The organism is Burkholderia sp. 572 (assembly GCF_040545135.1).
GTDB lineage: Bacteria > Pseudomonadota > Gammaproteobacteria > Burkholderiales > Burkholderiaceae > Burkholderia > Burkholderia cepacia.
The window spans coordinates 1-20,092 of sequence record NZ_JBEPLH010000034.1 but is presented as its reverse complement, the minus strand read 5'-3'; the positions used below and the strand labels follow the sequence as shown (position 1 = coordinate 20,092).

The window sequence follows — 20,092 nt, the reverse complement described above, 5'->3', positions numbered from 1 at the left end:
AACTGGTGCGTCGCGCGTGTGCCACGGTGGTGCGGCGGCCCGGTGAGCCCGCGCGGCGCATGGGTTCTACGCGCCTTGCACGGAGCTTGCTTGATGCTGGTCAACCGTCCGGCTTCGACCGGGCAACCGAGGGTCCAACCATGACATTGCACGCGCCGTTCGCCTTGCCGGGCGCCGCGTTCGAAGGCATTACCAGGAGGAAGGCATGACGATCGTGCAACAGGAGCGTCCGGCCGCTGCATCGCCGTACCGGTTCGAGCGGGAGGTGAGTTCCGGCCTCGAACGTCTGGCGACGCAGCACCGCGACCTGACGCTCACGACCGTGTTCCAGCCGATTTTCAGCCTGTCGCACCAGCGTGCGGTGGGCTACGAGGCGCTGCTGCGCGCGCACGATGCGCTCGACCGCGCGGTGTCGCCGCTCGACGTGTTCGGCGAAGCCGCGCGCCAGGGCGAGCTGCTGCAGCTCGACCGGCTCGCGCAGGCGCTGCATCTCGAGAACTTCGCGCTGCTCGGCGCCGAGCGCGAGTGGCTGTTCCTCAACGTGCATCCGGGGGTGCTCACCGACCCGTTCCAGGCGGCCGCGCTGCTCGCGAACCTGAAGCGGCTCGGCATGCCGCCGCGCCGCATCGTGCTCGAAGTGCTCGAGCAGCGCGCGGAGGACGTCGAGCGGCTGGCCGAGGCCGTGCGCGAATTCCGCACGCACGGTTTCCTGATCGCGCTCGACGATTTCGGCGCGGGCCACTCGAATCTCGAGCGGATCTGGCAACTGAACCCGGACATCGTGAAGCTCGACCGGATCATGCTGTCGCACGCGGCGCACCGCACCGGGCTCACCGCGATCCTGCACGGGCTCGTGACGCTGCTGCACGAGGCCGGCAAGCTGGTGCTCGTCGAGGGGATCGAGACCGAGCACGAGGCGCAGATCGCGCTGTCGTGCGAGGCCGATTTCGTGCAGGGCTACTACTTCGGCCGGCCGGCGCCGGGGCTGCCCGACAGCGCGGCCGCGACGGGCTGCATCGGCGAGCTGACCGAGCGTTTTCGCCAGCAGACCGAGGCGCGCGAGCGGCGCGATGCGCAGCGGCTCGCGCCGTACCTGCGCGCGTTCGAACGCGCGGCCGAGCGCCTCGCGGCCGGCGAGCCGCTCGACGAGGTGTGCTGGAACTTCCTCGCGCTCGACGCGGCCGCGCGCTGCTTCCTGCTCGACGCGCACGGCCGCCAGTCGGGCCGCAACGTCGTGCTGCGCGCCGACCGCGCGCTCGCCGAGGCACGCTTTTCGCCGCTGGCGGACGCACAGGGCGCGAACTGGCTGCGCCGGCCGTATTTCCGCTCGGCGATCGCCGAGCCGGGGCGGGTGCAGGTCACGCGGCCGTACCTGTCGATCAACGAGGCGCAGCCGTGCGTGACGCTGTCGGTGGCCGTGCGCGTCGGCGATACGCAGCGCGTGCTGTGCGGCGATATCGACTGGGCCGACGACGAAGCGGACGCCGGCTAGCGACGCGCGCACCGCAGGCGGCGAGCAGGGCGATCCGGGCCGGCGCGGGCGGCCCGTTGCGCTCGCCCCGCGCTTCCCCGACAATGGCGCGACCGCGGCCATCGTGACCGCGGGCGCGCCGTCCCGGGGGCCACCATGGCGGCGAATAACAAGGAAAACACAATGAAAAGACCGATTTCGCTGACCATTCTCGCGTGGATCATCATCGTGACCAACGCGATCACGTGCATCTATACGCCATTCACGATCGGCATGCCGACCACCCAGGCGCTGCTGTCGCACTACCTGCTGCCCGTCTGGGCGACGCTCGGCATCAGCGTGCTCATCGAAGCCGTGAACGTCGTGATCGGCATCGCGATCCTCAAGGGCCGCGAATGGTCGCGCAAGGCCTATATCGTGACGGCCGTGTTCGGTTTCGCGTTCTCGTTCGTCAACATGCCGGCGTCGATGTTCGCGGTGCTGATCCCCGGCTTCCTGCTGTTCGCCCTGTTCGTCTACCTGCTGTTCCGGCGCCCCGCGACCGCGTATTTCCGTCAGGCGAGCGCATGAGCGTCGTGCGCAACGCGCTCGCGATCGTGATGTTCGCGATCGCGGGCATGTGCGTGATCACCGCGCAGATGATGGCGTTCATGAAGCTCGGCCATACGCGGGCGATGCTCGTGTTCGTCGCCGTGTTGTTCGTGCTGTCGGCCGTGTTCCTGGCCGCGGGCGCCTTCGCCGGCGCGTTCCGGCCGCGCGCGCGCGGCGCGGGCATCGCACTGCTCATCGCGTCCGCGACCACCGCGTTCGGGGTGATCGGCTGGGTGACGCTCCTGCTGGCGCCGGGGATCGTCGACGTGATGCAGCAGCAGGGCGTCGACGTGAACGCGCGGATGTTCCGGTTCGCGCCCGGCGCCGGGGTGACCGGCCTGTCCGCGCTCGTCGGCGTGTGGCTCGCGCGGCGCGGCTGACGGTGGGACTCGCGATGGGACTGACCGGGCGCCGCTGACGGCGGGGCGCCCCGTCACGCTGGCGCCCGTCGCGCGGCTCGGCTAGGATGCGCGAATTGTCCTGACGATTCGCGGGCCGCCCATGAGCCGAAACGCCGCTTCTTCCATCCTCCTCGAAGTGATCGCCACGACCGTCGGCGACGCGAAGGCCGCCGCTCGCGCGGGCGCCGACCGCCTCGAACTCGTGACCGCGATCACCGAAGGCGGGCTGACGCCGAGCGTCGGCCTGATCGAAGCCGTCGTGGCCGCCGTGCCGATTCCCGTCAACGTGATCGTGCGGCCGCACAGCCGGTCGTTCGTCTATGACGCCGACGACCTGCGCGTGATCGAGCGTGACGTGCGCGCGGCCGTCGCGGCCGGTGCGAACGGCGTCGTGTTCGGCGCGCTCGACGCGCGCGGCGACGTCGATCTGGGTGCGCTGGCCCGCATCGCGGCCGCGGCGGACGGCCGCGCGCTGACGTTCCACCGCGCGTTCGACGTGTCGCGCGATCTCAACGCCGCGTTCGACGCGCTGCTGCGCGTGCCGGCCGTCACGTCGGTGCTGACGTCGGGCGGCCATCCGTCGGTGCTCGACGCGGTCGCGACGATCACGCGGCTGGTGCGTCAGACGGCAGGTTCGACCTGCACGGTGCTGGCCGGCTCGGGGCTCACGGTCGATGCGGTCGGCGATTTCGTGCGCGCGACCGGCGTGCGCGCGGTGCATTTCGGCTCGGGCGTGCGGCCGCGCGGCGAGGTGCTGGCACCGGTCGACGAACTGCTCGTCGCGAAGGTGCGCGCGACCATCGACGGGGCCGCGTCGCACGTATGACGCGCGCGGCGGCGGCCGCTGCTGCGTGCGCCGGCACCACGAAACGGAACATGAATCGAGAGAGGGCCACATGACCGACGCAACACACGACGAGCGGGGCAGCGCGGACGATGACGCCGCGCCAGGCTGGGACGCGATCGACGGCACGCTCGCACGCCTCTATCCGGGCCAGGAGCCGAAGCACTACGGCACGCTGGTCAAGTGGCGGCTCGGCGGCCCCGATCCGCTCGACGGGATCAGCGTGTGGAAGCGCGCGGAGCCCGTCCCGCACTGGCATTTCGTCACGTACGGGTTGAGCGAACTGTATGCGAAGGAGTCCGACGATCCGGCCGTCAGTGGCTTCGGATTCGAGTTGACGATGCGTGTCGCATGCGGCGACACCGACGCAGAGCCGCCGCGCTGGGTGTTCAGCTTCCTGCAGAACCTCGCGCGCTACGTGTTCGAGAGCGGCAACGCGTTCGACGACGGTCACTGGATGACGGCCAACGGCCCGATCGCGCTCGATACCGGCACGCAGCTTTGCTCGATGGGTTTCGCCTTCGATCCGGAGCTGCCGGCGATCGATACGCCGCACGGACGCCTGGCGTTCCTGCAGGTCGTCGGACTGACGCTCGACGAGGAGCGCGCCGCGAAGCGCTGGCGCACGCGCGCGCTGCTCGACACGCTGCTGCCGTATATGCCGCTCTGGGTGACCGATCTCGGGCGCGCGTCGCTGCTCGAGCGCGCGGACGTGCGCGCCCAGGTCGACGCCGGTACGCAGCGCGACGGCTCGTCGAGCGGGTACCTGTTCACCGACGTGCTCGGATGGGAAACGCACAAGCGGCTCTTGCGTGCGCCCGTGATCGAGATCACCGTCGGCGCACGGCAGGTGGACGAACTTGTCACGCTGCTGCCGCTGCGGTTGCCGTTCGACCGGCCGTTTCGGCTGATCGGCCACGACGGCGCGGTGCGGTTCGTGCACGACGACGCGAATGGCGTGACCGACGAGGATGGCACGCTGACGCTGCGGCTTACCGACGCGACGGTGCAGGCGCTGGCGCGCACGCTGCAGCCGCGCGCCGGCGAGTATGCGGTCGATGGGCTCGACGGCGTGCGCTGGCGGGTCGAGAAGACTGTGATCCGCGACGCGCAGGGCAACGCGGTGCAGACGATCGGGTGAAGAAAAGCCGGGGCGCGCCCCGGCTTTTCCGTTTGCAGATCCGGCCGACGGCCGCTCCGCTTACGCGTTCGCCGACATCGCGTCCGCGTCGCTCGCGCGGATGCCGAGGCGCTCGAACAGCGCGCGATCCTTCTGCGACTGCGGGTTGCTCGTCGTCAGCAGCTGGTCGCCGTAGAACATCGAGTTCGCGCCGGCGAGGAAGCACATCGCCTGCAGCCCGTCGTCGAGCTGTTCGCGGCCGGCCGACAGGCGCACGACGGCCTTCGGCATCGTGATCCGCGCGACCGCGATCGTGCGCACGAATTCGAACGGGTCGAGCGGCGCGGTGCCTTCGAGCGGCGTGCCTTCGATCGCGACGAGGTTGTTGATCGGTACCGAATCCGGATACGGGTTCAGGTTCGCGAGCTGCGAGATCAGGCCCGCGCGTTCGCGGCGCGATTCGCCCATCCCGATGATGCCGCCGCAGCACACGTTGATGCCGGCGTCGCGCACGCGGTCGAGCGTGTCGAGGCGATCCTGGTAGGTGCGCGTCGAGATCACCTGGCCGTAGAACTCCGGCGACGTGTCGAGGTTGTGGTTGTAGTAGTCGAGGCCCGCATTCGCGAGTTCCTGCGCCTGTTCGTCTTCCAGCATGCCGAGCGTCATGCAGGTCTCGAGGCCGAGTTCCTTCACGCCGCGCACCATCTCGGTCAGCGCCGGCATGTGGCGCTCCTTCGGGTTGCGCCACGCGGCGCCCATGCAGAAGCGGCTCGCGCCGTTCGCCTTCGCCGCGCGGGCGGCATCCAGCACCGCGTCGACATCCATCAGCTTCTCGGCCTTCAGGCCCGTGTCGTGGTGCGACGACTGCGAGCAGTAGCCGCAATCTTCCTCGCAGCCGCCCGTCTTGATCGACAGCAGCGTCGACAGCTGCACCGCGTTCGCGTCGAAGTGCTCGCGGTGCACCTGCTGCGCGCGGAAGATCAGGTCGTTGAACGGCAGCTCGAACAGCGCGACGACGTCGGCGACGCGCCAGCGTTGCGAGGCCGGAGCGGCCACGGGAATCGCGTCGGGTTGCACGGTGGCGGCGGTCTGGGCTTGGGTCATATCGTTTTCCTGTCCTGGTCGGGGATGAGGGATCGGGGGATCTGTTTCTGTCGGGTCAATGCCGCGCGGCGCGCAGCGTATCGACGAGCGCGGCGATGTCGAGCATCGCCGCGGCGGATTCGGGGGCGGCCGGGCTCATGTGCGGAATGCGGCCGAGCAGCGGCGCGCCGTGCTCGCGGGCGAGCCAGTCGCGCATCGTCGCGACGTTCTCGTCGGGAAACGACATCGCCGGGTCGACGTGGTTCGCGACCCAGCCGGCGAGCTTGAGGCCGCGTTGGCGAATCGCATCGGCGGTGAGCAGCGCATGGCTGATGCAGCCGAGCCGCACGCCGACGACGAGCACGACCGGCACGCCGAGCGCGACCGCGAGATCGGCCATGTCCTGCGTGTCGTTCATCGGCACGCGGAAGCCGCCGGCGCCTTCGACGACGACGATATCCGCGCGCGTCAGCGCTTCGCGATGGCACGCGACGATCGTGTCGATGTCGAGCGTCACGCCTTCCCGCGCGGCGACGATATGCGGCGCGGCCGGTGCCTTCAGCAGGAACGGCGTGCGCAGCTCGGGCGGCAGCACGACGTTCGCGGCCGCGTCGAGCTGGTCGGCGTCCTCGTTGCGCCACACGCCGTCGCGTTCATATGCGCCGGCCGCGACGGGTTTCAGCGCGGCGGCACGCAGGCCGTGCCGCGCGAAGCCGTGCAGCATCGCGGCCGACACGAAGGTCTTGCCGATTTCGGTGTCGGTGCCCGTGACGAAAAGCGAGAGCGGGGCGGTCATGCCGCAGTCTCCCGCCGGGCCGCCCCAAGGGAGGCTGCAGCCCCCTCGGGGGGCAGCTCACGAAGTGAGCGTGGGGGCGGTTCCGTCTCCCGCGGGGCCGCGTCAGCGGAGGCTGCGGCTCCCTCGCTGGCTTCGACCAGCGCGGCTTCGAGCCGCGCGAGATCGTCGAACGAATGCGCGGCCGACAGCGACACGCGCAGCCGCGACGTGCCGACGGGCACCGTCGGCGGCCGGATCGCGGGCACCCACAGGCCGTGCGCGTCGAGCGCGCGCATCGCCGCGAGCGTCGCGTCGTTGCTGCCGATCACGAGCGGCTGCACGGCCGTGTGCGAATCGACCGGCTGCCAGCGCGTATTGCGCAGCAGCGCGCGCGTGCGTTCGATCAGCGCGGCGAGATGCGCGCGCCGCGCATCGCCTTCGTCGCCCGCGATCACCTTCAGGCTCGCCGATACCGCGTGCGCGACGGCCGGCGGGGCGGCCGTCGTGAAGATGTAGCTGCGCGCGCGCTGGATCATCCATTCGATTACCGTCTCGTGCGCGATCACGAATGCGCCCGCGACGCCGGCGGCCTTGCCGAGCGTGCCGACGTACACGAGATGCGGCGAACGCAGCGCGGCGGCCGCGAGCGCGCCGCGGCCCTGCGGGCCGAGCACGCCGAAGCCGTGTGCGTCGTCGACGACGAGCCACGCACCATGGCGCTCGGCCAGCGCGACGAGTTCGGCGAGCGGCGCGATGTCGCCGTCCATGCTGAACACGGTGTCGCTGACGATCAGCTTCGTTTCGGCATCCGACGCGTCGAGCAGCGCGGCGAGCGCGGCCGTGTCCGCATGCGGATAGACCTGTACGTTCGCGCGCGACAGCCGCATGCCGTCGATCAGCGATGCGTGGTTCAGCGCATCGGAGAAGACGGTGGCGCGCTTGCCGGTGAGCGCCGTCATCGCGGCGAGGTTCGCCATGTAGCCGGTGCTGAAGTACAGCGCGCGCGGCGCGTCGGAGAAGCCGCCCGAGAAGGCCGCGAGTTCCTCTTCGAGCGTCGCGTGCGCGCGCGAATGGCCGCCGAGCAGGTGCGAGCCGCCGCTGCCGGCGCCGTAGCGCTGCGCGCCTTCGGCGAACGCGGCGACGAGCGCCGGATGCGCGGCGAGGCCGAGATAGTCGTTGCTGGCGAAGCCGACGATCTCGCGGCCGTCGACGGTCATGCGCGCATCGCACGCGGTGTCGGCGGTGCGGCGCACGCGGCGCAGCCCCTGGGCGTCGAGATCGGCGAGGCCGCGTTGCAGCGCGTCGAGCAGCGGGTGCGTCATCGTGCGATCTCCGCGAGCGTGGCGTCGAGCGTGTCGCGCGTGCGTTGCGCGAGCCACGCGATGTCGTCGTCGCTCATCACGTACGGCGGCATCAGGTACACGGTCGTGCCGATCGGGCGCAGCAGCAGCTCGCGTTCCAGCGCGCGTTCGAAGAAGCGTCGCGAGAAGCCGCGCGCCGCGTCGCCGTCGAGCGCGACGTCGAACGCGAACAGCGTGCCGCGCTCGCGCAGGTGGCGTACCTGCGGATGTGCGTCGAGCGGCGCGAGCGCGGCACGCAGCGTGGCCGACTTGCGCGCGTTCGCCGCGAGCACGTCGTCGCGTGCGAAGAGGTCGAGCGTCGCGACCGCCGCGCGGCACGCAAGCGGGTTGCCCGTGTACGAATGCGAGTGCAGGAAGCCGCGCGTCGTGTCGTCGTCGTAGAACGCGGCGAACACGTCGTCGCGCGTGAGCACGAGCGATAGCGGCAGGTAGCCGCCGCTGATGCCTTTCGACAGGCACAGGAAATCGGGCCAGACGCCGGCCTGTTCGCACGCGAAGAAGGTGCCGGTGCGGCCGCAGCCGACCGCGATCTCGTCGGCGATCAGGTGCACGCCGAATTCGTCGCACAGCGCGCGCAGCCCGCGCACGTACGACGGGTCGTGCATCGCCATGCCGGCCGCGCACTGCACGAGCGGCTCGACGATCAGCGCGGCGATCCGGTCGCCGCGCTCGACGAACAGGCGCCGCACGTCCGCGAGCGCGCGGCCTGCGACGTCGGCGGCCGTTTCGCCCGGCAGCGCGCCGCGCGCGTCGGGCGACGCGACGACGTGCGCATGGCGGATCAGCGGATCGTACGCGTCCTTGAACAGCGCGACGTCGGTCACGCCGAGCGCGCCGATCGTTTCGCCGTGATAGCTGTTCGCCACGCAGACGAATTCCTGCTTGTTCGCTCGGCCGCGGTTGCGCCACGCGTGAAAGCTCATCTTCAGCGCGATCTCGACGGCCGACGCGCCGTCCGACGCGAAGAACGCATGGCCGAGCGTGCGCGCGGTGAGCGCGTGCAGCCGCTCCGCGAGCTCGATCGCGGGCTCGTGCGTGCAGCCGGCGAGCATCGCGTGCTCGAGCGTGTCGAGCTGGTCCTTCAGCGCCGCGTTGATGTCCGGGTTCGCATGGCCGAACAGGTTCACCCACCACGAGCTGATCGCGTCGAAATAGCGGCGGCCGTCACGGTCGTACAGCCACACGCCCGCGCCACGCGCGACGGGGATGAGCGGCAGGCGCTCGTGGTGCTTCATCTGGGTGCAGGGATGCCAGACCGCGCGCAGGCTGCGCGCGACCCAGTCGTCGGTGGCTGGCGTACTCAAGGCGGCTCCGGGGGATAAAACGGCCGCGCGGCATCGACGGGATGCCGCGCGGCGGGACAACGAAACGCGCTGAGATTAGCGTGTTCCGCGACGGGTTGCACTACCGGTTACAAAGGCCGCGGAGCCTTGCTGGGCGGGAGTTCGGCGCAGATCGGAGCGGCTCGGGACGGTACGGTTCAGAAGTCCGGAAATGACCGCAGATGACGACGTTCGAGTGAGACCCCCCAACCGAAAAAAATCGGGGGGCGGGCGGTGCGGCAGGGGGAGAAATCGGGGAGCGAAGGGGCGAATCGGGTGGGTGTTGTGGCCCCAACGTGACCGGAAGGCGAATGACTGAAAGCGGTGACGAGGGGCGCGCTCGGGCCGGCAAACGATGCGAACGGCGGACGCGGCATCCGACGCAAACGCGGCATCCAGCGCGTGCGCGAAGCGATGAAAAACGGGGGAAAGGAAAAGCGAAACGGGGCAGCGAAGGCCGCCGCTCCCCGTCAGCGCGAAGCCAGCGCGCGCGTATCGATATCGCGTGTCGTATTGGCGTCGCCGTTGTCGGCCGTCTGCGTGTTCGTGTTCCACACGACCCGGTCGTTGACCGCATACAGCCGGCACGCGCCCGCACCCTGCTTCGCGCAGTTGTCGAGCGCGAGCGCCATCGGGTCGTCGCCGCCTTCGGCCCACGACCATGCGCCTTCCGACGACACCGCGAACGCGCGGCTCGGATGCTGGTTCAGGAAGCGGCGATAGCCTTCACGGCCGGCTTCGTCGACATACGGCACCGCGTTGACCGCATCGATCGACGCGTAGCCGGTGGCTTTCGGCTCGTGCGGGTTCGCGACCGCGTAGCGCACCGAGGTCGGCAGGTTCAGCTGCGCGAGGAACGCGTTGACGGCCGGCCACCACACGGGCACGCCGTCGCGATCGACGATCAGCCGGTGCGCGTCGTCCTTGTAGCGGCCGAAATCGATGAACTGGGCCTGCGTGCCGTGCGACACGTACGCGTCGTGCATCTGCGCGACGAGCCCGGGCGTCCACACCGAATCGTTGTCGCCGTACAGCCACAGCGACCGCACGGCCGTGTGCGCGCCGTACTGGTCGAACGCGTCGACGAGGTTGCGCTGCCAGCCGTCGCAGAGGTCCTGGCGCAGCCCGCCGGAGAAGTTGATGATGCCGCGCACGCCCGGTGCGGCTTCGGTGCCGTACGCGACCGATACGAGGCCGCCGTGCGACGTGCCGGCGACGACGATGCGCGACGCATCGACATACGGCTGGCGCGACATGTAGCGCACCGTCGCGTCGACGTCGGCCGCCTGCGCGAGGCCGTTCTTGCCGACGTTGCAGCCTTCCTGCTGGTACGTGCCGTCCGAGCCCGCGAAGCCCTGGCGGTTCGGCGCGATCACTGCATAGCCGCGGCGCACGAATTCGCGCGCGAACGCGAGCGGCCGGCTGCGCGGCTGCAGATGGAGATCGCCGGTGTTCTTGCCGTGGTTGAAGACGACGAGCGGGAACGGGCCGGGGCCGTTCGGCTTGAAGAGCGTCGCCTCGAGCGTGACGGCGCCCGATGCGTCGGCCGGAATGCGGAGGATCTGTTCGTTCAGGTCGGCGGCGACCTGCGGCAGGTTCGAATCGCCGTAGTCGAAGCGTTCGGCATGGGCGAGCGACCCGCTGGCGCCGGCGCCCGTCCCCGTATTGGCGTTCGACAGCGTACCGGCCTGAGCGGCCGACAGCGCGCAGGCCGCCATCCATCCCACCAATACCTTGCTGAACGCCATTCGTAAGCCCTGCCATGCAACATGACTGATCTGAGGGTCATCCTAGCCCGACAAATTCAGGTTGTGCAATGCGGGAATTACCCGGCGTCTGACACAGCAACTATTTGTCAACGTTCACTTACTTCGCCGTCGACGTAACGCCAGAAACCGTGCTCGTCGCGCTCGAAGCGGCTCGTCTCGTGGAGCCGGTAAGCGCGTCCGCCGATCTTGTAGCGGGCCACGAATTCGACCTCCGCGTGCCGTTCGTCGAGCGGCGCGTGGCGTTTGACCGCGAGGCCGAGCCAGCGCGGCGCGTCGGGCGCCTCGGGGTCGGTGTCGAGATCGGGCGGGCAGGTGCGCGCGGCCCACGTCGCGCGCAGGTAGTCGGTCGCGCCGAGCACGTACGCGCTGTACCGCGAACGCATCAACTCGAGTGCGCTCGGCGCGGCTTCGCCGCCGTCGATGAAGCGGCCGCAGCAGGCCGCATAGCGAGGCGCCGGCGCTTTGCCGGCGGGAGCGGGGGACGCGCCGCCGCACGGGCACGCGTCAGGTCGGTTCAAAATCATGCGAAACGGGAATTAACGACGTCTGGTTGTCGGCTGACTACCGGCTGACTACCAGCTCAGCTCGATGCCGTCGTACTGGAAGAAACGGCCGTTTGCCTGCGACACGTCCGCGCCGGATTCGGCGATCACGCGGCGCATGCCGGTCACGCTGGTTTCCGGATCGATCGCGGCCTGCGCGCCGCCCATGTCGGTGCGCACCCAGCCGGGATGGAGCGAGATGCACGCGGCGTGGCGCGTCTGCAGCGACGCGATGCGCAGCACGTCGTTCAGCGCGGCCTTGCTCGCGCGGTACAGCCAGCCGGTCGTGCCGGTCGCCTCGGCGATGCTGCCCATCCGGCTCGACACGACGGCGAGCACGCCGCGTGCGTCCTCGACGAGCGGCAGCAGGATCGGCAGCAGCTGCATCGGCCCGCGCACGTTCGTATGCATCACCGCGTCGAAATCCTCGGCGGTGATCGTCTCGACGCCCTCGGTGCGCGGCCCGTAGACGCCCGACACCAGCACGGCCGCATCAAGCCGCTCGCCGTCGAGCTTCCAGCCGAGCGCCGCGATCTGCTCGGGCTGCGTGATGTCGAGCGCATGTGCCTGCGCGCCGAGCGCGCGCAGCGCGTCGAGCGAGGCATCGTCGCGCGCGGTGGCGATCACGTTCCAGCCGTCGCGCCGGTATTGCCGGACGAATTCGCGGCCGAGGCCGCGCGATGCACCGACGATCAATGCGGTTTTCATGCCCGTCGCTCCTTTGCTTGGCGCCGCCCTGGCGGTACCGGTGTCAGATCCGTTCGATGCGGGGCGCGGCCGCGTGGCAACGGTCGCCCGGCGGCTTGCGCGTTACTTCGCGTCGTCGCACGGCTTCAGCGTGTCGGCGACCGCCTGCGCGACGCCTTCGAGCCGCCGCGCGGCGTCCGCCGCGATCATGTCGTTGTCCGGCGCATGGTTGCCGCCGGCGGTGAGCGCGGCCACGCAGCGCTTGTAGGTCTCGTCGAGCGCGTCGAAGTTCGACACGGCCATCCCGAGGTTGCGCATCCGGCCGTCGTGCACGCCGTACACGAGCCCGTGCACGGTGAGCGACTGGCCGCGGGCCCACGCGTCGTTGACGATCGTCGTGCGGCATACGTTGACGACCTGCTCGATCGCGTTCAGCTCGATCAGGCGGCGATAGCGCGCTTCGCCGACCGGCCAGTCCTCGAGCAGCGCCGCGTGACGCTCGCGCACGTCCTGCACGTGATGCAGCCAGTTGTCCGCGAGGCCGACGCGGCGGTTGAGCAGCGCGGCATTCACGCCCGAGCAGCCGTAGTGGCCGACGACCATGATGTGCTTCACGCGCAGGATGTCGACCGCGAACTGGATCACCGACAGGCAGTTCAGGTCGCTGTGCACGACCACGTTCGCGATGTTGCGATGGACGAACACTTCGCCCGGCGGCAGGCCGATGATCTGGTTCGCGGGCACGCGCGAATCCGAGCAGCCGATCCACAGGTATTCCGGCGCCTGCTGGTCGGCGAGACGCGCGAAGAACTGCGGATCGTCTTCGAGCTTGCGTTTGACCCACGCTTCGTTGTTGTCGAACAGGTGAGAAAGCGGATTGTCTTGGGTGTTCATCGGTGTGGCTTCCGTTGACGGAAATCGGGTCGGTTCGGTATCGGGTTCGGTGTAACCGGCGTCAGGCGGCGCGCTGCGCGTCGCCTTCGCCGTCGTTCTGGTCCGTCGCGCCGAAGCGCTCGGGGTAGCGTACGCTGAAGCGCAGCGATGCGTCGTAGGGGTAAAAGTCGGGCAGTTCGCCCTGCAGCAGCTTGTCCTTGCTGGCCTGCCACAGCGCGGGATCGAAAAAGTCCGCGTGATGCTTCATGAAGACGTCGCGCACGCGCGGGTCGCCGAGCAGGAACGGCCCGTAGGTCTCCGGAAAGATGTCGTGCGGGCCGACGGTATACCACGGTTCGCCGGACAGCTCGTCTTCCTCGTTGCGCGGCGGCGGCACGCGGCGCACGTTGCAGTCGGTCAGGTACTCGATCTCGTCGTAGTCGTAGAACACGACGCGGCCGTGGCGCGTGACGCCGAAGTTCTTGTACAGCATGTCGCCGGGGAAGATGTTCGCCTTCATCAGCTCCTTCACCGCGTTGCCGTACTCCTTCACGCCGTGCTCGATGTCCGCGTCGCTGCCGTTCTGCAGGTACAGGTTCAGCGGCGTCATCCGGCGCTCGATGTACAGGTGCTTGATCACGAGGTTGTCGTCCTCGTATTCGAGCAGCGACGGCACTTCCTTTTCCAGCTCGCGCACGAGCGCGTGGTCGAGCCGCGCGAGCGGCAGCGCGACGCTCGAATACTCGAGCGTATCGGCCATCCGCCCGAGGCGGTCGTGGCGCTTCACGAGCTGGTATTTCTCCATGATCTGCGCACGCGTCGTTTCCTTCGGCGGCGGGAAGTGATCCTTGATGATCTTGAACACGTACGGGAACGACGGCAGCGTAAACACGAGCATCACGAGGCCCTTGATCCCGGGCGCGATGATGAAGCGGTCGCTCGAATGCGACAGGTGGTGCAGCAGGTCGCGGTAGAACAGGTTCTTGCCCTGCTTCTGCAGGCCGACCGACGTGTAGATCTCCGCCTTCGGCTTGCCGGGCATGATCGTGCACAGGAAGTCGACGTACGCGGACGGCACGCCCATGTCGACCAGGAAATACGAGTGCGAGAAGCCGAAGATGATCATCAGCTGGTCGCGGCGCAGCAGCACGGTGTCGAGCGAGAGCACGCCCGGACGCACGTGGCGGATCGGCACCGCGAACGGCAGCACGCGGTCGGCGTTGATGATGCGGCCGACGATGTACGCGCTCTTGTTGCGGAAGAACAGCGACGACAGCACGTGGATCTGGAAATTCGGCGCTTCGTCGAAGTGGCCGAATTCGTCGTGGATCGCCTGCATCACGCAGCCGATGTCGCGCGGGAGATCGTCGAATGCCGGTTCGAGCTGGAAATTCGTGACGATGCGCTCGAGGGTGGCCGCGAGCCCGTCGGTGCCCGGATAGTACGCGCGGTAGGTCGGCTTCGCGGCCGGCTCGTCGTTCTCGAGATACTCGGTCGAGATCGCCGGGCGCACGAAGATGAAATCGTTGCTGAAGTACGAGCGGTGCAGGATCTTGCAGCACACCGAATTGAAAAACGTCTCCGCGCACTCGGGCTGGCGGTGCGACGTGAGCAGGCCGATGTAGTGCAGCTTGATTTGCTGCCACACTTCGTCGTCGATGTTTTCCGCGTCGTATTCATCTTCCAGCACCTCGACGCATTCCTTCACGCGATCGTCGTACGACGTGATCCGCTCCCGCGCGAGCCGCTGCAGCCCGTGCCAGTCGCCGTGCTCGAACAGCGTCTTCGCTTCGACGGCCGCGTCGCGGAAGATCCGGTAGTGGCGGTCGAAGTTTTCGAGCATCGTCTGCGCGACGTCGAAACCGATCTGCGAAGACAGCAGTTTGGGGAAGTGATTCATTGCGTGCAGGCTCGTTCGGGAGGGGCTGTAAGCACTCGCCATTTTAGCGCCCAAGTCGGCGTTTCAATGACTTTCGGGGTGACGCGCCCACGGCCTTCAATCGGCGCGTTGTTCGCCGTTGCGTGCCGTTCGGTGCATCTTCGCGTAAAGATACGGGTACGGAACCGATTCTGGCACGAACTTTTTTTGACGGGGCGGCGGCGGCCGGGCACGCGTCGAGCGCGACGGCGATAGAATCGACGCGACGCCCGCCGCGGCCTGCCGCCGGCGCGCATTCGCACCGATAACGACGAGACGCCCCACCGATGAACGCACTGGAACACCAACTCGACTACCCCTTCGCCGACACGCTGCCCGCCGCGGGCGACACGTTCGAGGTCGCGCCCGGCGTGCGCTGGCTGCGCATGCCGCTGCCGTTCTCGCTCGATCACATCAACCTCTGGCTGCTGCGCGACGAGATCGACGGGCAGGAAGGCTGGACGATCGTCGATTGCGGGATCTCGTCGGACGCGATCCGCACGCACTGGGAGCAGATCTTCGACACGCATCTCGACGGCCTGCCCGTGCTGCGGGTGCTCGTCACGCACTGCCACCCCGATCACTTCGGCCTCGCGAACTGGCTGTGCGAAGGCGGCGACAAGGGCCGCTGGAACGTGCGGCTGTGGATGACGCTCGGCGAGTACCTGTTCGGCTGCCTGATGGCGGCCGGCAACGGCTCGAACGCGGGCGGCGCGGCGGCCGCCGATCACTTCGCGCGCCACGGGCTCACCGATCCGGCCGCGCTCGACAAGCTGCGCAACCGTCGCAACTACTACTCGGATCTCGTGCCGGCCGTGCCGCCGCGCTACCGGCGCCTGCGTGAAGGCGATGCGGTGACGATCGGCGCGCGCACCTGGCGCGTCGTGACCGGCTTCGGCCATTCGCCTGAACATTGCGCGCTGCATAGCGAAGCGGACGGCGTGCTGATCTCCGGCGACATGGTGCTGCCGCGCATCTCGACGAACGTGTCCGTGTTCGACCTCGAACCGGAGGCGAATCCGCTCGCGCTGTACCTGCAGTCGCTCGGCCGTTACGAGACGATGGCGCCCGATACGCTGGTGCTGCCGTCGCACGGCAAGCCGTTCCGCGGCGTGCGCACGCGCATCGCGCAACTGCGCGAACACCATGACGCGCGCCTGGCCGAAGTGCGCGTCGCGTGCGCGGAAAAGCCGATGAGCGCGGCCGACATCGTGCCGATCATGTTCCGCCGCCGTGAACTCGACATCCACCAGATGACGTTCGCGCTCGGCGAGGCGCTCGCGCACCTGAACCTGCTGTGGCTCGCGGGCGAACTCGTGCGCGAGCAGGGCGACGACGGCGTGCTGCGGTTCCGCAGCGCCGGCTGACACCGCTTCGTTCTCCTCATGCGACGGGTTCGTAGCGCCACCCGTCGCGATGCCACTGCATCGTGTGCGTCGGGTCGAGCGCCGCGAGAAACGCGGTGTCGTGCGAGGCGACCACGATCGCACCGGGGAAGCCGGCCAGTGCGGCTTCGATCGCGCGCACCGATTCGAGATCGAGGTGGTTGGTCGGCTCGTCGAGCAGCAGCAGTTGCGCGGGCGTGCCGCGCCACAACGCGCATGCGAGCGCGGCCTTCAGCCGTTCGCCGCCGCTCAGCTGACGCGCCGGTTGCGTCGCGCGCGCCGCATCGAGCTGCAGCAGCGCGAGCCGGCTGCGCAGTTCGCCTTCGGCGAGCGGCGTATCGAGCAGCCCAAGTTGTTCGACGATCGAGCGCTCCGGATCGAGCAGCGCGAGCCGCTGGTCGAGATACGCGGCGCTCACGTGCGTCGTACAGGTGCCCGAGCATGGCACGAGCTCGCCCGCGAGCATCCGCAGCAGTGTCGATTTCCCACAGCCGTTGGGGCCCGTCAGCGCGATGCGCACGGGGCCGCACGCCGACCACGTGATCCCATCGGCGGCGCCGGCGATGCCCCACGGCAGTCGCGCGCGTTCGAGCGTGAACAGCTGGCGGCGTGCGCTGACCTCGGTGCCCGGCAGCGACACCAGCACGGGCGCATCGGCTTCGACGCGCGCGGCCGCCTGCTGCACGCGTTCGTCGAGCGTCGCCTTGAAGTCGTTCTGGTGGCGCCGGACCTGCCCCATGATGTTGCGCGCCGCGCCCTTGCGGCTTTGTTTTGCCCCCGACGACAGGTTGGCCGTCTTCGCATCGCGCAGCGACGCGGCCGCGTGGCGCTGGATCGTGTCGTGTTCCTGTTCGAGCCTGCGCCTCGCGCGTCCGCGCTCGGCACGCGCGTTGTCGAGCGCCGCTTGCGCGGCATCCTGATCCGCGTCGCGTTGCGCGCGGTAGAACGCGTAGTTGCCGCCGTACGAGCGCACGCCTTGTGGCGTCAGCTCGACGATGCGCTGCACGTCGGCGAGCAGCGCACGGTCGTGGCTCACGATGACGAGGCCGCCGCGCCAGCCGTCGAGTGCCGCGCGCAGCCACGCGCGGCCCGGCGCGTCGAGGTGGTTGGTCGGTTCGTCGAGCACGAGCAGGCCGGCACCGGACAGCAATGCGCCGATCAGCGCGACGCGTGCGCGCTGCCCGCCGCTGAGTGCCTGCGCGGGCGTGTCGGCGCGCACGTCGTGCAGGCCGGCCGCGTCGAGCGCGGTGCGCAGCCGTTCCGCGAGATCCCAGCGATCGCCGACCCGGTCGAAGTCGTGCGGCTCCGCGCGGCCATCGGCGAGGCGCGCGAGTGCACCGAGCGGCGCATCGAGCGCGGCGAGCTGCGCGACGGTTCGCGGGCCGGCGGCGGCATCGTCGTGCTGCTGCGCGACGTAGGCGACCTGCGTCGACCGGTCGATCGTCCCCGTACTCGGCGCGCAGCGGCCCGCGATCAGTTGCGCGAGCTGGCTCTTGCCGACGCCGTTGCGGCCGACGATGCCGGTCGGCGTGCGGTCGATGGAAAGGTCGAGCGAATCGAACAGCGTGACGCCGTCGTCGAAGCGGAAGGAAACGTGATGAAGCGCGACGAGCGCGCCGGTGGGCGTGGCAGCAGCCATAAGCACCTCCGAAAATGCGTGAAGACCTTCGCGCGCGGCGTGCGTGGCACGGCGGCGAAAACATTTTGGGAAGGCTTAGTTGTTCACTTTGGCTGGCGTCCGGTATGAGGAATGAGCGCGCAGTGTAGCAAGCGCGGCGCGCGGGCCGCAAGCGACGGCCCGACGCACCGTCGCTTGCGTGCCACGCGCGAGGGGCGCGTTACTGCACGGCGACCGTCGTGAAGTTCTGCCGCCCGAACGGGCTCACGTGGTAGCCGCTCACGCTCGTACGCGTGAGCGCGGCCGCGGTCGGGTAGCCGAGCGGAATCCACAGCGCCTGGTCGTGGATGATCTTCTGCGCGGCTTCGTACAGCTTCGCGCGCTTGGTCTGGTCGGCGGTCGACTTGCCGTCGGCGATCAGCTTGTCGAGCTGCGCGTCGCAGAAACGCGCGAAGTTGATGCCCGACTTCACCGCGTTGCAGCTGAACAGCGGCGACAGATAGTTGTCCGGATCGCCGTTGTCGCCGGCCCAGCCCATGAACAGCATGTCATGCTGGCCGAGCTTCGCCTGCTTGATCAGTTCGCCCCATTCGATCACCTTGACCTCGGCCTTCACGCCGATCTTCGCGAGGTCGGCCTGCAGCAGCTCCGCACCGACCTTCGGGTTCGGGTTCAGCACGCTGCCGGTCGGGCGCGTCCAGATCGTCGTCGAGAAGCCGTTCGGGAAGCCGGCCTGCGCGAGCAGCTGCTTCGCCTTCGCGGGATCGTACGCATACGGCGCGACGTCCTTCGCGTAGCTCCACGTATTCGGCGGATACGGGTTGTTCGCGGCCGTCGCGGTGTTGTCGAACACGACCTTCAGGTAGGTCGCGCGGTCGAACGCGAGGTTCAGCGCTTCACGTACCTTGTCGTTGTCGAGCGGCTTCTTCTGCGTGTTCAGCGCGACGAACGCGGTCATGAACGCGGGCGTCTGCACGACCTTCAGCGCGTTGTCGCCCTTCGCGGCGAGCACGTCCTGCGGCTTCGGCGACAGCGCGATCTGGCATTCGCCGGCCTTCACTTTCTGCAGGCGCACCGACGGGTCGGGCGTGATCGCGTAGATCAGCCGGTCGACCTTCGGCTTCGTGCCCCAGTACGTCGGGTTTGCGTCGTAACGGATCAGCGCGTCCTTCGTATAGCTCTTCAGCACGAACGGGCCGGTGCCGACCGGCTTCGCGTTCAGGTCGGCCTGCTTGCCGGCCTTCAGCAGCTGATCCGCGTATTCGGCCGAGTAGATCGACGCGAAGCCCATCGTCAGGATCGGCACGAACGTCGCGTTCGGTTCGTTCAGCACGAACTTCACGGTGCTGTCGTCGACCTTCGTGACCGATTTCACGAGCTTCACGAGGCCCATCGACTGCGCGTGCGGGAAGCCGCTCGCGCCGGCCACCTTGTGCCACGGGTTCGAATCGTCGAGCATCCGCGAGAACGTGAACACGACGTCGTCCGCGTTCAGCGCGCGGCCCGGCTTGAAATAGTCGGTGGTCTGGAACGCGACGTTCGGGCGCAGGTGGAACGTGTACGTGAGGCCGTCGGCGCTCGCTTCCCATTTGTCGGCGAGCGCGGGCACGACCTTCTTCGCGGCTTCGTCGTACGACACGAGCGTGTTGAAGATCACGTCGGCCGACGCGTTGGTCGTGACGAGCGAGTTGTACTGCACGACGTCGAAGCCGTCCGGGCTCGATTCCGTGCAGACGGTGAGCGGCTTGGCGGCGGCGAGGCCGGGGGCGGCGAGGGCGGCGGCGAGCGCGGCCGCGGCGAACAGCTTGACCTGCATAGGATCTCCCACGTGGCTTGTGTTTTTTGCTGGGTGACGGGATGCGGGCGCGGCCCGGAAGCGGGCAGGGCCGGCGCGGCTGGCGAATAGCATACCGTCAAAGCGCGCGACGCGTGGAAAAAGGCGCCTGAACGCGGTGAATTGACCGAAAAACGGCTGCGTTCGCGACGGAACGGGTGTTGGGGCGGCGAGCGGCGGAGCGCAGGCGCCGGGGAGGCCGGGGAGCGGCACGGCGAGGACGGTGCGGAAGCGTTGCGGGCTGGCCCCGCGATTCGAGGTGTCGAAGCCGTTAGGTGTCGGTGCGGGGAGACGGGGAGACGGGGAGACGGGGAGACGGGGAGACGGGGAGACGGGGAGACGGAGAGGCGCAGAGGCGCAGAGGCGGAGAAGCGGAGAAGCGGAGAAGCGGAGAAGCGGAGAAGCGGAGAGGCGGAGAGGCGGAGAGGCGGAGAGGCGGAGAGGCGGAGAGGCGGAGAGGCGGAGAGGCGGAGAGGCGGAGAGGCGGAGAGGCGGAGA

Annotated in this window: 17 protein-coding genes; 6 read left to right on the top strand and 11 right to left on the bottom strand. The window is 69.0% G+C overall.

The features are described 5' to 3' along the window. Positions 1-205 precede the first annotated feature (205 nt). From ABIC51_RS37290 to ABIC51_RS37270, 5 genes are all read left to right on the top strand, one after another. Positions 206-1,492 carry a sensor domain-containing phosphodiesterase gene (locus ABIC51_RS37290; protein WP_027788987.1) on the top strand — a complete coding sequence of 429 codons (1,287 nt, stop codon included), beginning with the start codon at positions 206-208 and terminating at the stop codon, positions 1,490-1,492. 162 nt (positions 1,493-1,654) lie between these two features. Then, entirely contained in the window at positions 1,655-2,041 is a 387-nt protein-coding gene (locus ABIC51_RS37285; protein WP_027788988.1) for a hypothetical protein, read from the top strand. Further along, positions 2,038-2,442: a hypothetical protein gene (locus ABIC51_RS37280; RefSeq protein ID WP_027788989.1), complete on the top strand. Its 405-nt coding sequence runs from the start codon at positions 2,038-2,040 to the stop codon at positions 2,440-2,442. Before ABIC51_RS37285 ends, ABIC51_RS37280 begins: the two co-directional genes overlap by 4 nt. Before the next feature lie 121 nt (positions 2,443-2,563). Further along, on the top strand, positions 2,564-3,289 hold the full coding sequence (locus ABIC51_RS37275) for a copper homeostasis protein CutC (RefSeq protein WP_021157415.1): 726 nt from the start codon (positions 2,564-2,566) through the stop codon (positions 3,287-3,289). Positions 3,290-3,359: 70 nt separating this feature from the next. Beyond that, the gene (locus ABIC51_RS37270) at positions 3,360-4,448 is read left to right on the top strand and encodes a suppressor of fused domain protein (protein ID WP_175852399.1); all 1,089 of its coding nucleotides are present in this window, start codon (positions 3,360-3,362) and stop codon (positions 4,446-4,448) included. A 60-nt stretch (positions 4,449-4,508) separates the two neighbouring features. On the opposite strand, the gene bioB is transcribed toward ABIC51_RS37270, so the two are convergent. The 9 genes from bioB to aceK all read right to left on the bottom strand — a co-directional run bounded on the left by bioB (position 4,509) and on the right by aceK (position 14,739). Next, positions 4,509-5,531 carry a biotin synthase BioB gene (bioB, locus tag ABIC51_RS37265; protein ID WP_021157406.1) on the bottom strand — a complete coding sequence of 341 codons (1,023 nt, stop codon included), beginning with the start codon at positions 5,529-5,531 and terminating at the stop codon, positions 4,509-4,511. Between the two features lie 55 nt (positions 5,532-5,586). After that, positions 5,587-6,306, bottom strand: a complete 720-nt coding sequence (gene bioD / locus ABIC51_RS37260; protein WP_027788995.1) for a dethiobiotin synthase — start codon at positions 6,304-6,306, stop codon at positions 5,587-5,589. Next, a complete protein-coding gene (gene bioF / locus ABIC51_RS37255) occupies positions 6,303-7,607 on the bottom strand; it encodes an 8-amino-7-oxononanoate synthase (RefSeq protein ID WP_175852400.1) in 1,305 nt (434 codons plus the stop codon). Before bioF ends, bioD begins: the two co-directional genes overlap by 4 nt. After that, entirely contained in the window at positions 7,604-8,950 is a 1,347-nt protein-coding gene (gene bioA / locus ABIC51_RS37250) for an adenosylmethionine--8-amino-7-oxononanoate transaminase (protein WP_059492011.1), read from the bottom strand. Before bioA ends, bioF begins: the two co-directional genes overlap by 4 nt. Positions 8,951-9,438: 488 nt before the next feature. Continuing rightward, positions 9,439-10,716, bottom strand: coding sequence for a dienelactone hydrolase family protein (locus ABIC51_RS37245; RefSeq protein ID WP_060199450.1), 1,278 nt, complete (start codon positions 10,714-10,716; stop codon positions 9,439-9,441). Positions 10,717-10,823: 107 nt separating this feature from the next. Next, positions 10,824-11,261: a YchJ family protein gene (locus tag ABIC51_RS37240; RefSeq protein WP_027788998.1), complete on the bottom strand. Its 438-nt coding sequence runs from the start codon at positions 11,259-11,261 to the stop codon at positions 10,824-10,826. Between the two features lie 48 nt (positions 11,262-11,309). Beyond that, positions 11,310-11,987, bottom strand: coding sequence for an SDR family oxidoreductase (locus ABIC51_RS37235; protein ID WP_027788999.1), 678 nt, complete (start codon positions 11,985-11,987; stop codon positions 11,310-11,312). A gap of 102 nt (positions 11,988-12,089) precedes the next feature. Next, the gene (gene can, locus ABIC51_RS37230) at positions 12,090-12,860 is read right to left on the bottom strand and encodes a carbonate dehydratase (RefSeq protein ID WP_059695311.1); all 771 of its coding nucleotides are present in this window, start codon (positions 12,858-12,860) and stop codon (positions 12,090-12,092) included. A 61-nt stretch (positions 12,861-12,921) separates the two neighbouring features. Further along, the gene (aceK, locus tag ABIC51_RS37225; protein ID WP_175852401.1) at positions 12,922-14,739 is read right to left on the bottom strand and encodes a bifunctional isocitrate dehydrogenase kinase/phosphatase; all 1,818 of its coding nucleotides are present in this window, start codon (positions 14,737-14,739) and stop codon (positions 12,922-12,924) included. 305 nt (positions 14,740-15,044) lie between these two features. Here aceK and ABIC51_RS37220 point away from each other — a divergent pair, with 305 nt between their 5' ends. Continuing rightward, positions 15,045-16,124, top strand: a complete 1,080-nt coding sequence (locus ABIC51_RS37220; RefSeq protein ID WP_059695314.1) for an MBL fold metallo-hydrolase — start codon at positions 15,045-15,047, stop codon at positions 16,122-16,124. 16 nt (positions 16,125-16,140) lie between these two features. Here the strand turns inward: ABIC51_RS37220 and ABIC51_RS37215 are convergent, their stop codons facing one another. Then, positions 16,141-17,781, bottom strand: a complete 1,641-nt coding sequence (locus ABIC51_RS37215; RefSeq protein WP_175852402.1) for an ABC-F family ATP-binding cassette domain-containing protein — start codon at positions 17,779-17,781, stop codon at positions 16,141-16,143. A 199-nt stretch (positions 17,782-17,980) separates the two neighbouring features. After that, a complete protein-coding gene (locus ABIC51_RS37210; RefSeq protein WP_146253636.1) occupies positions 17,981-19,576 on the bottom strand; it encodes an ABC transporter substrate-binding protein in 1,596 nt (531 codons plus the stop codon). Positions 19,577-20,092 lie beyond the last annotated feature (516 nt).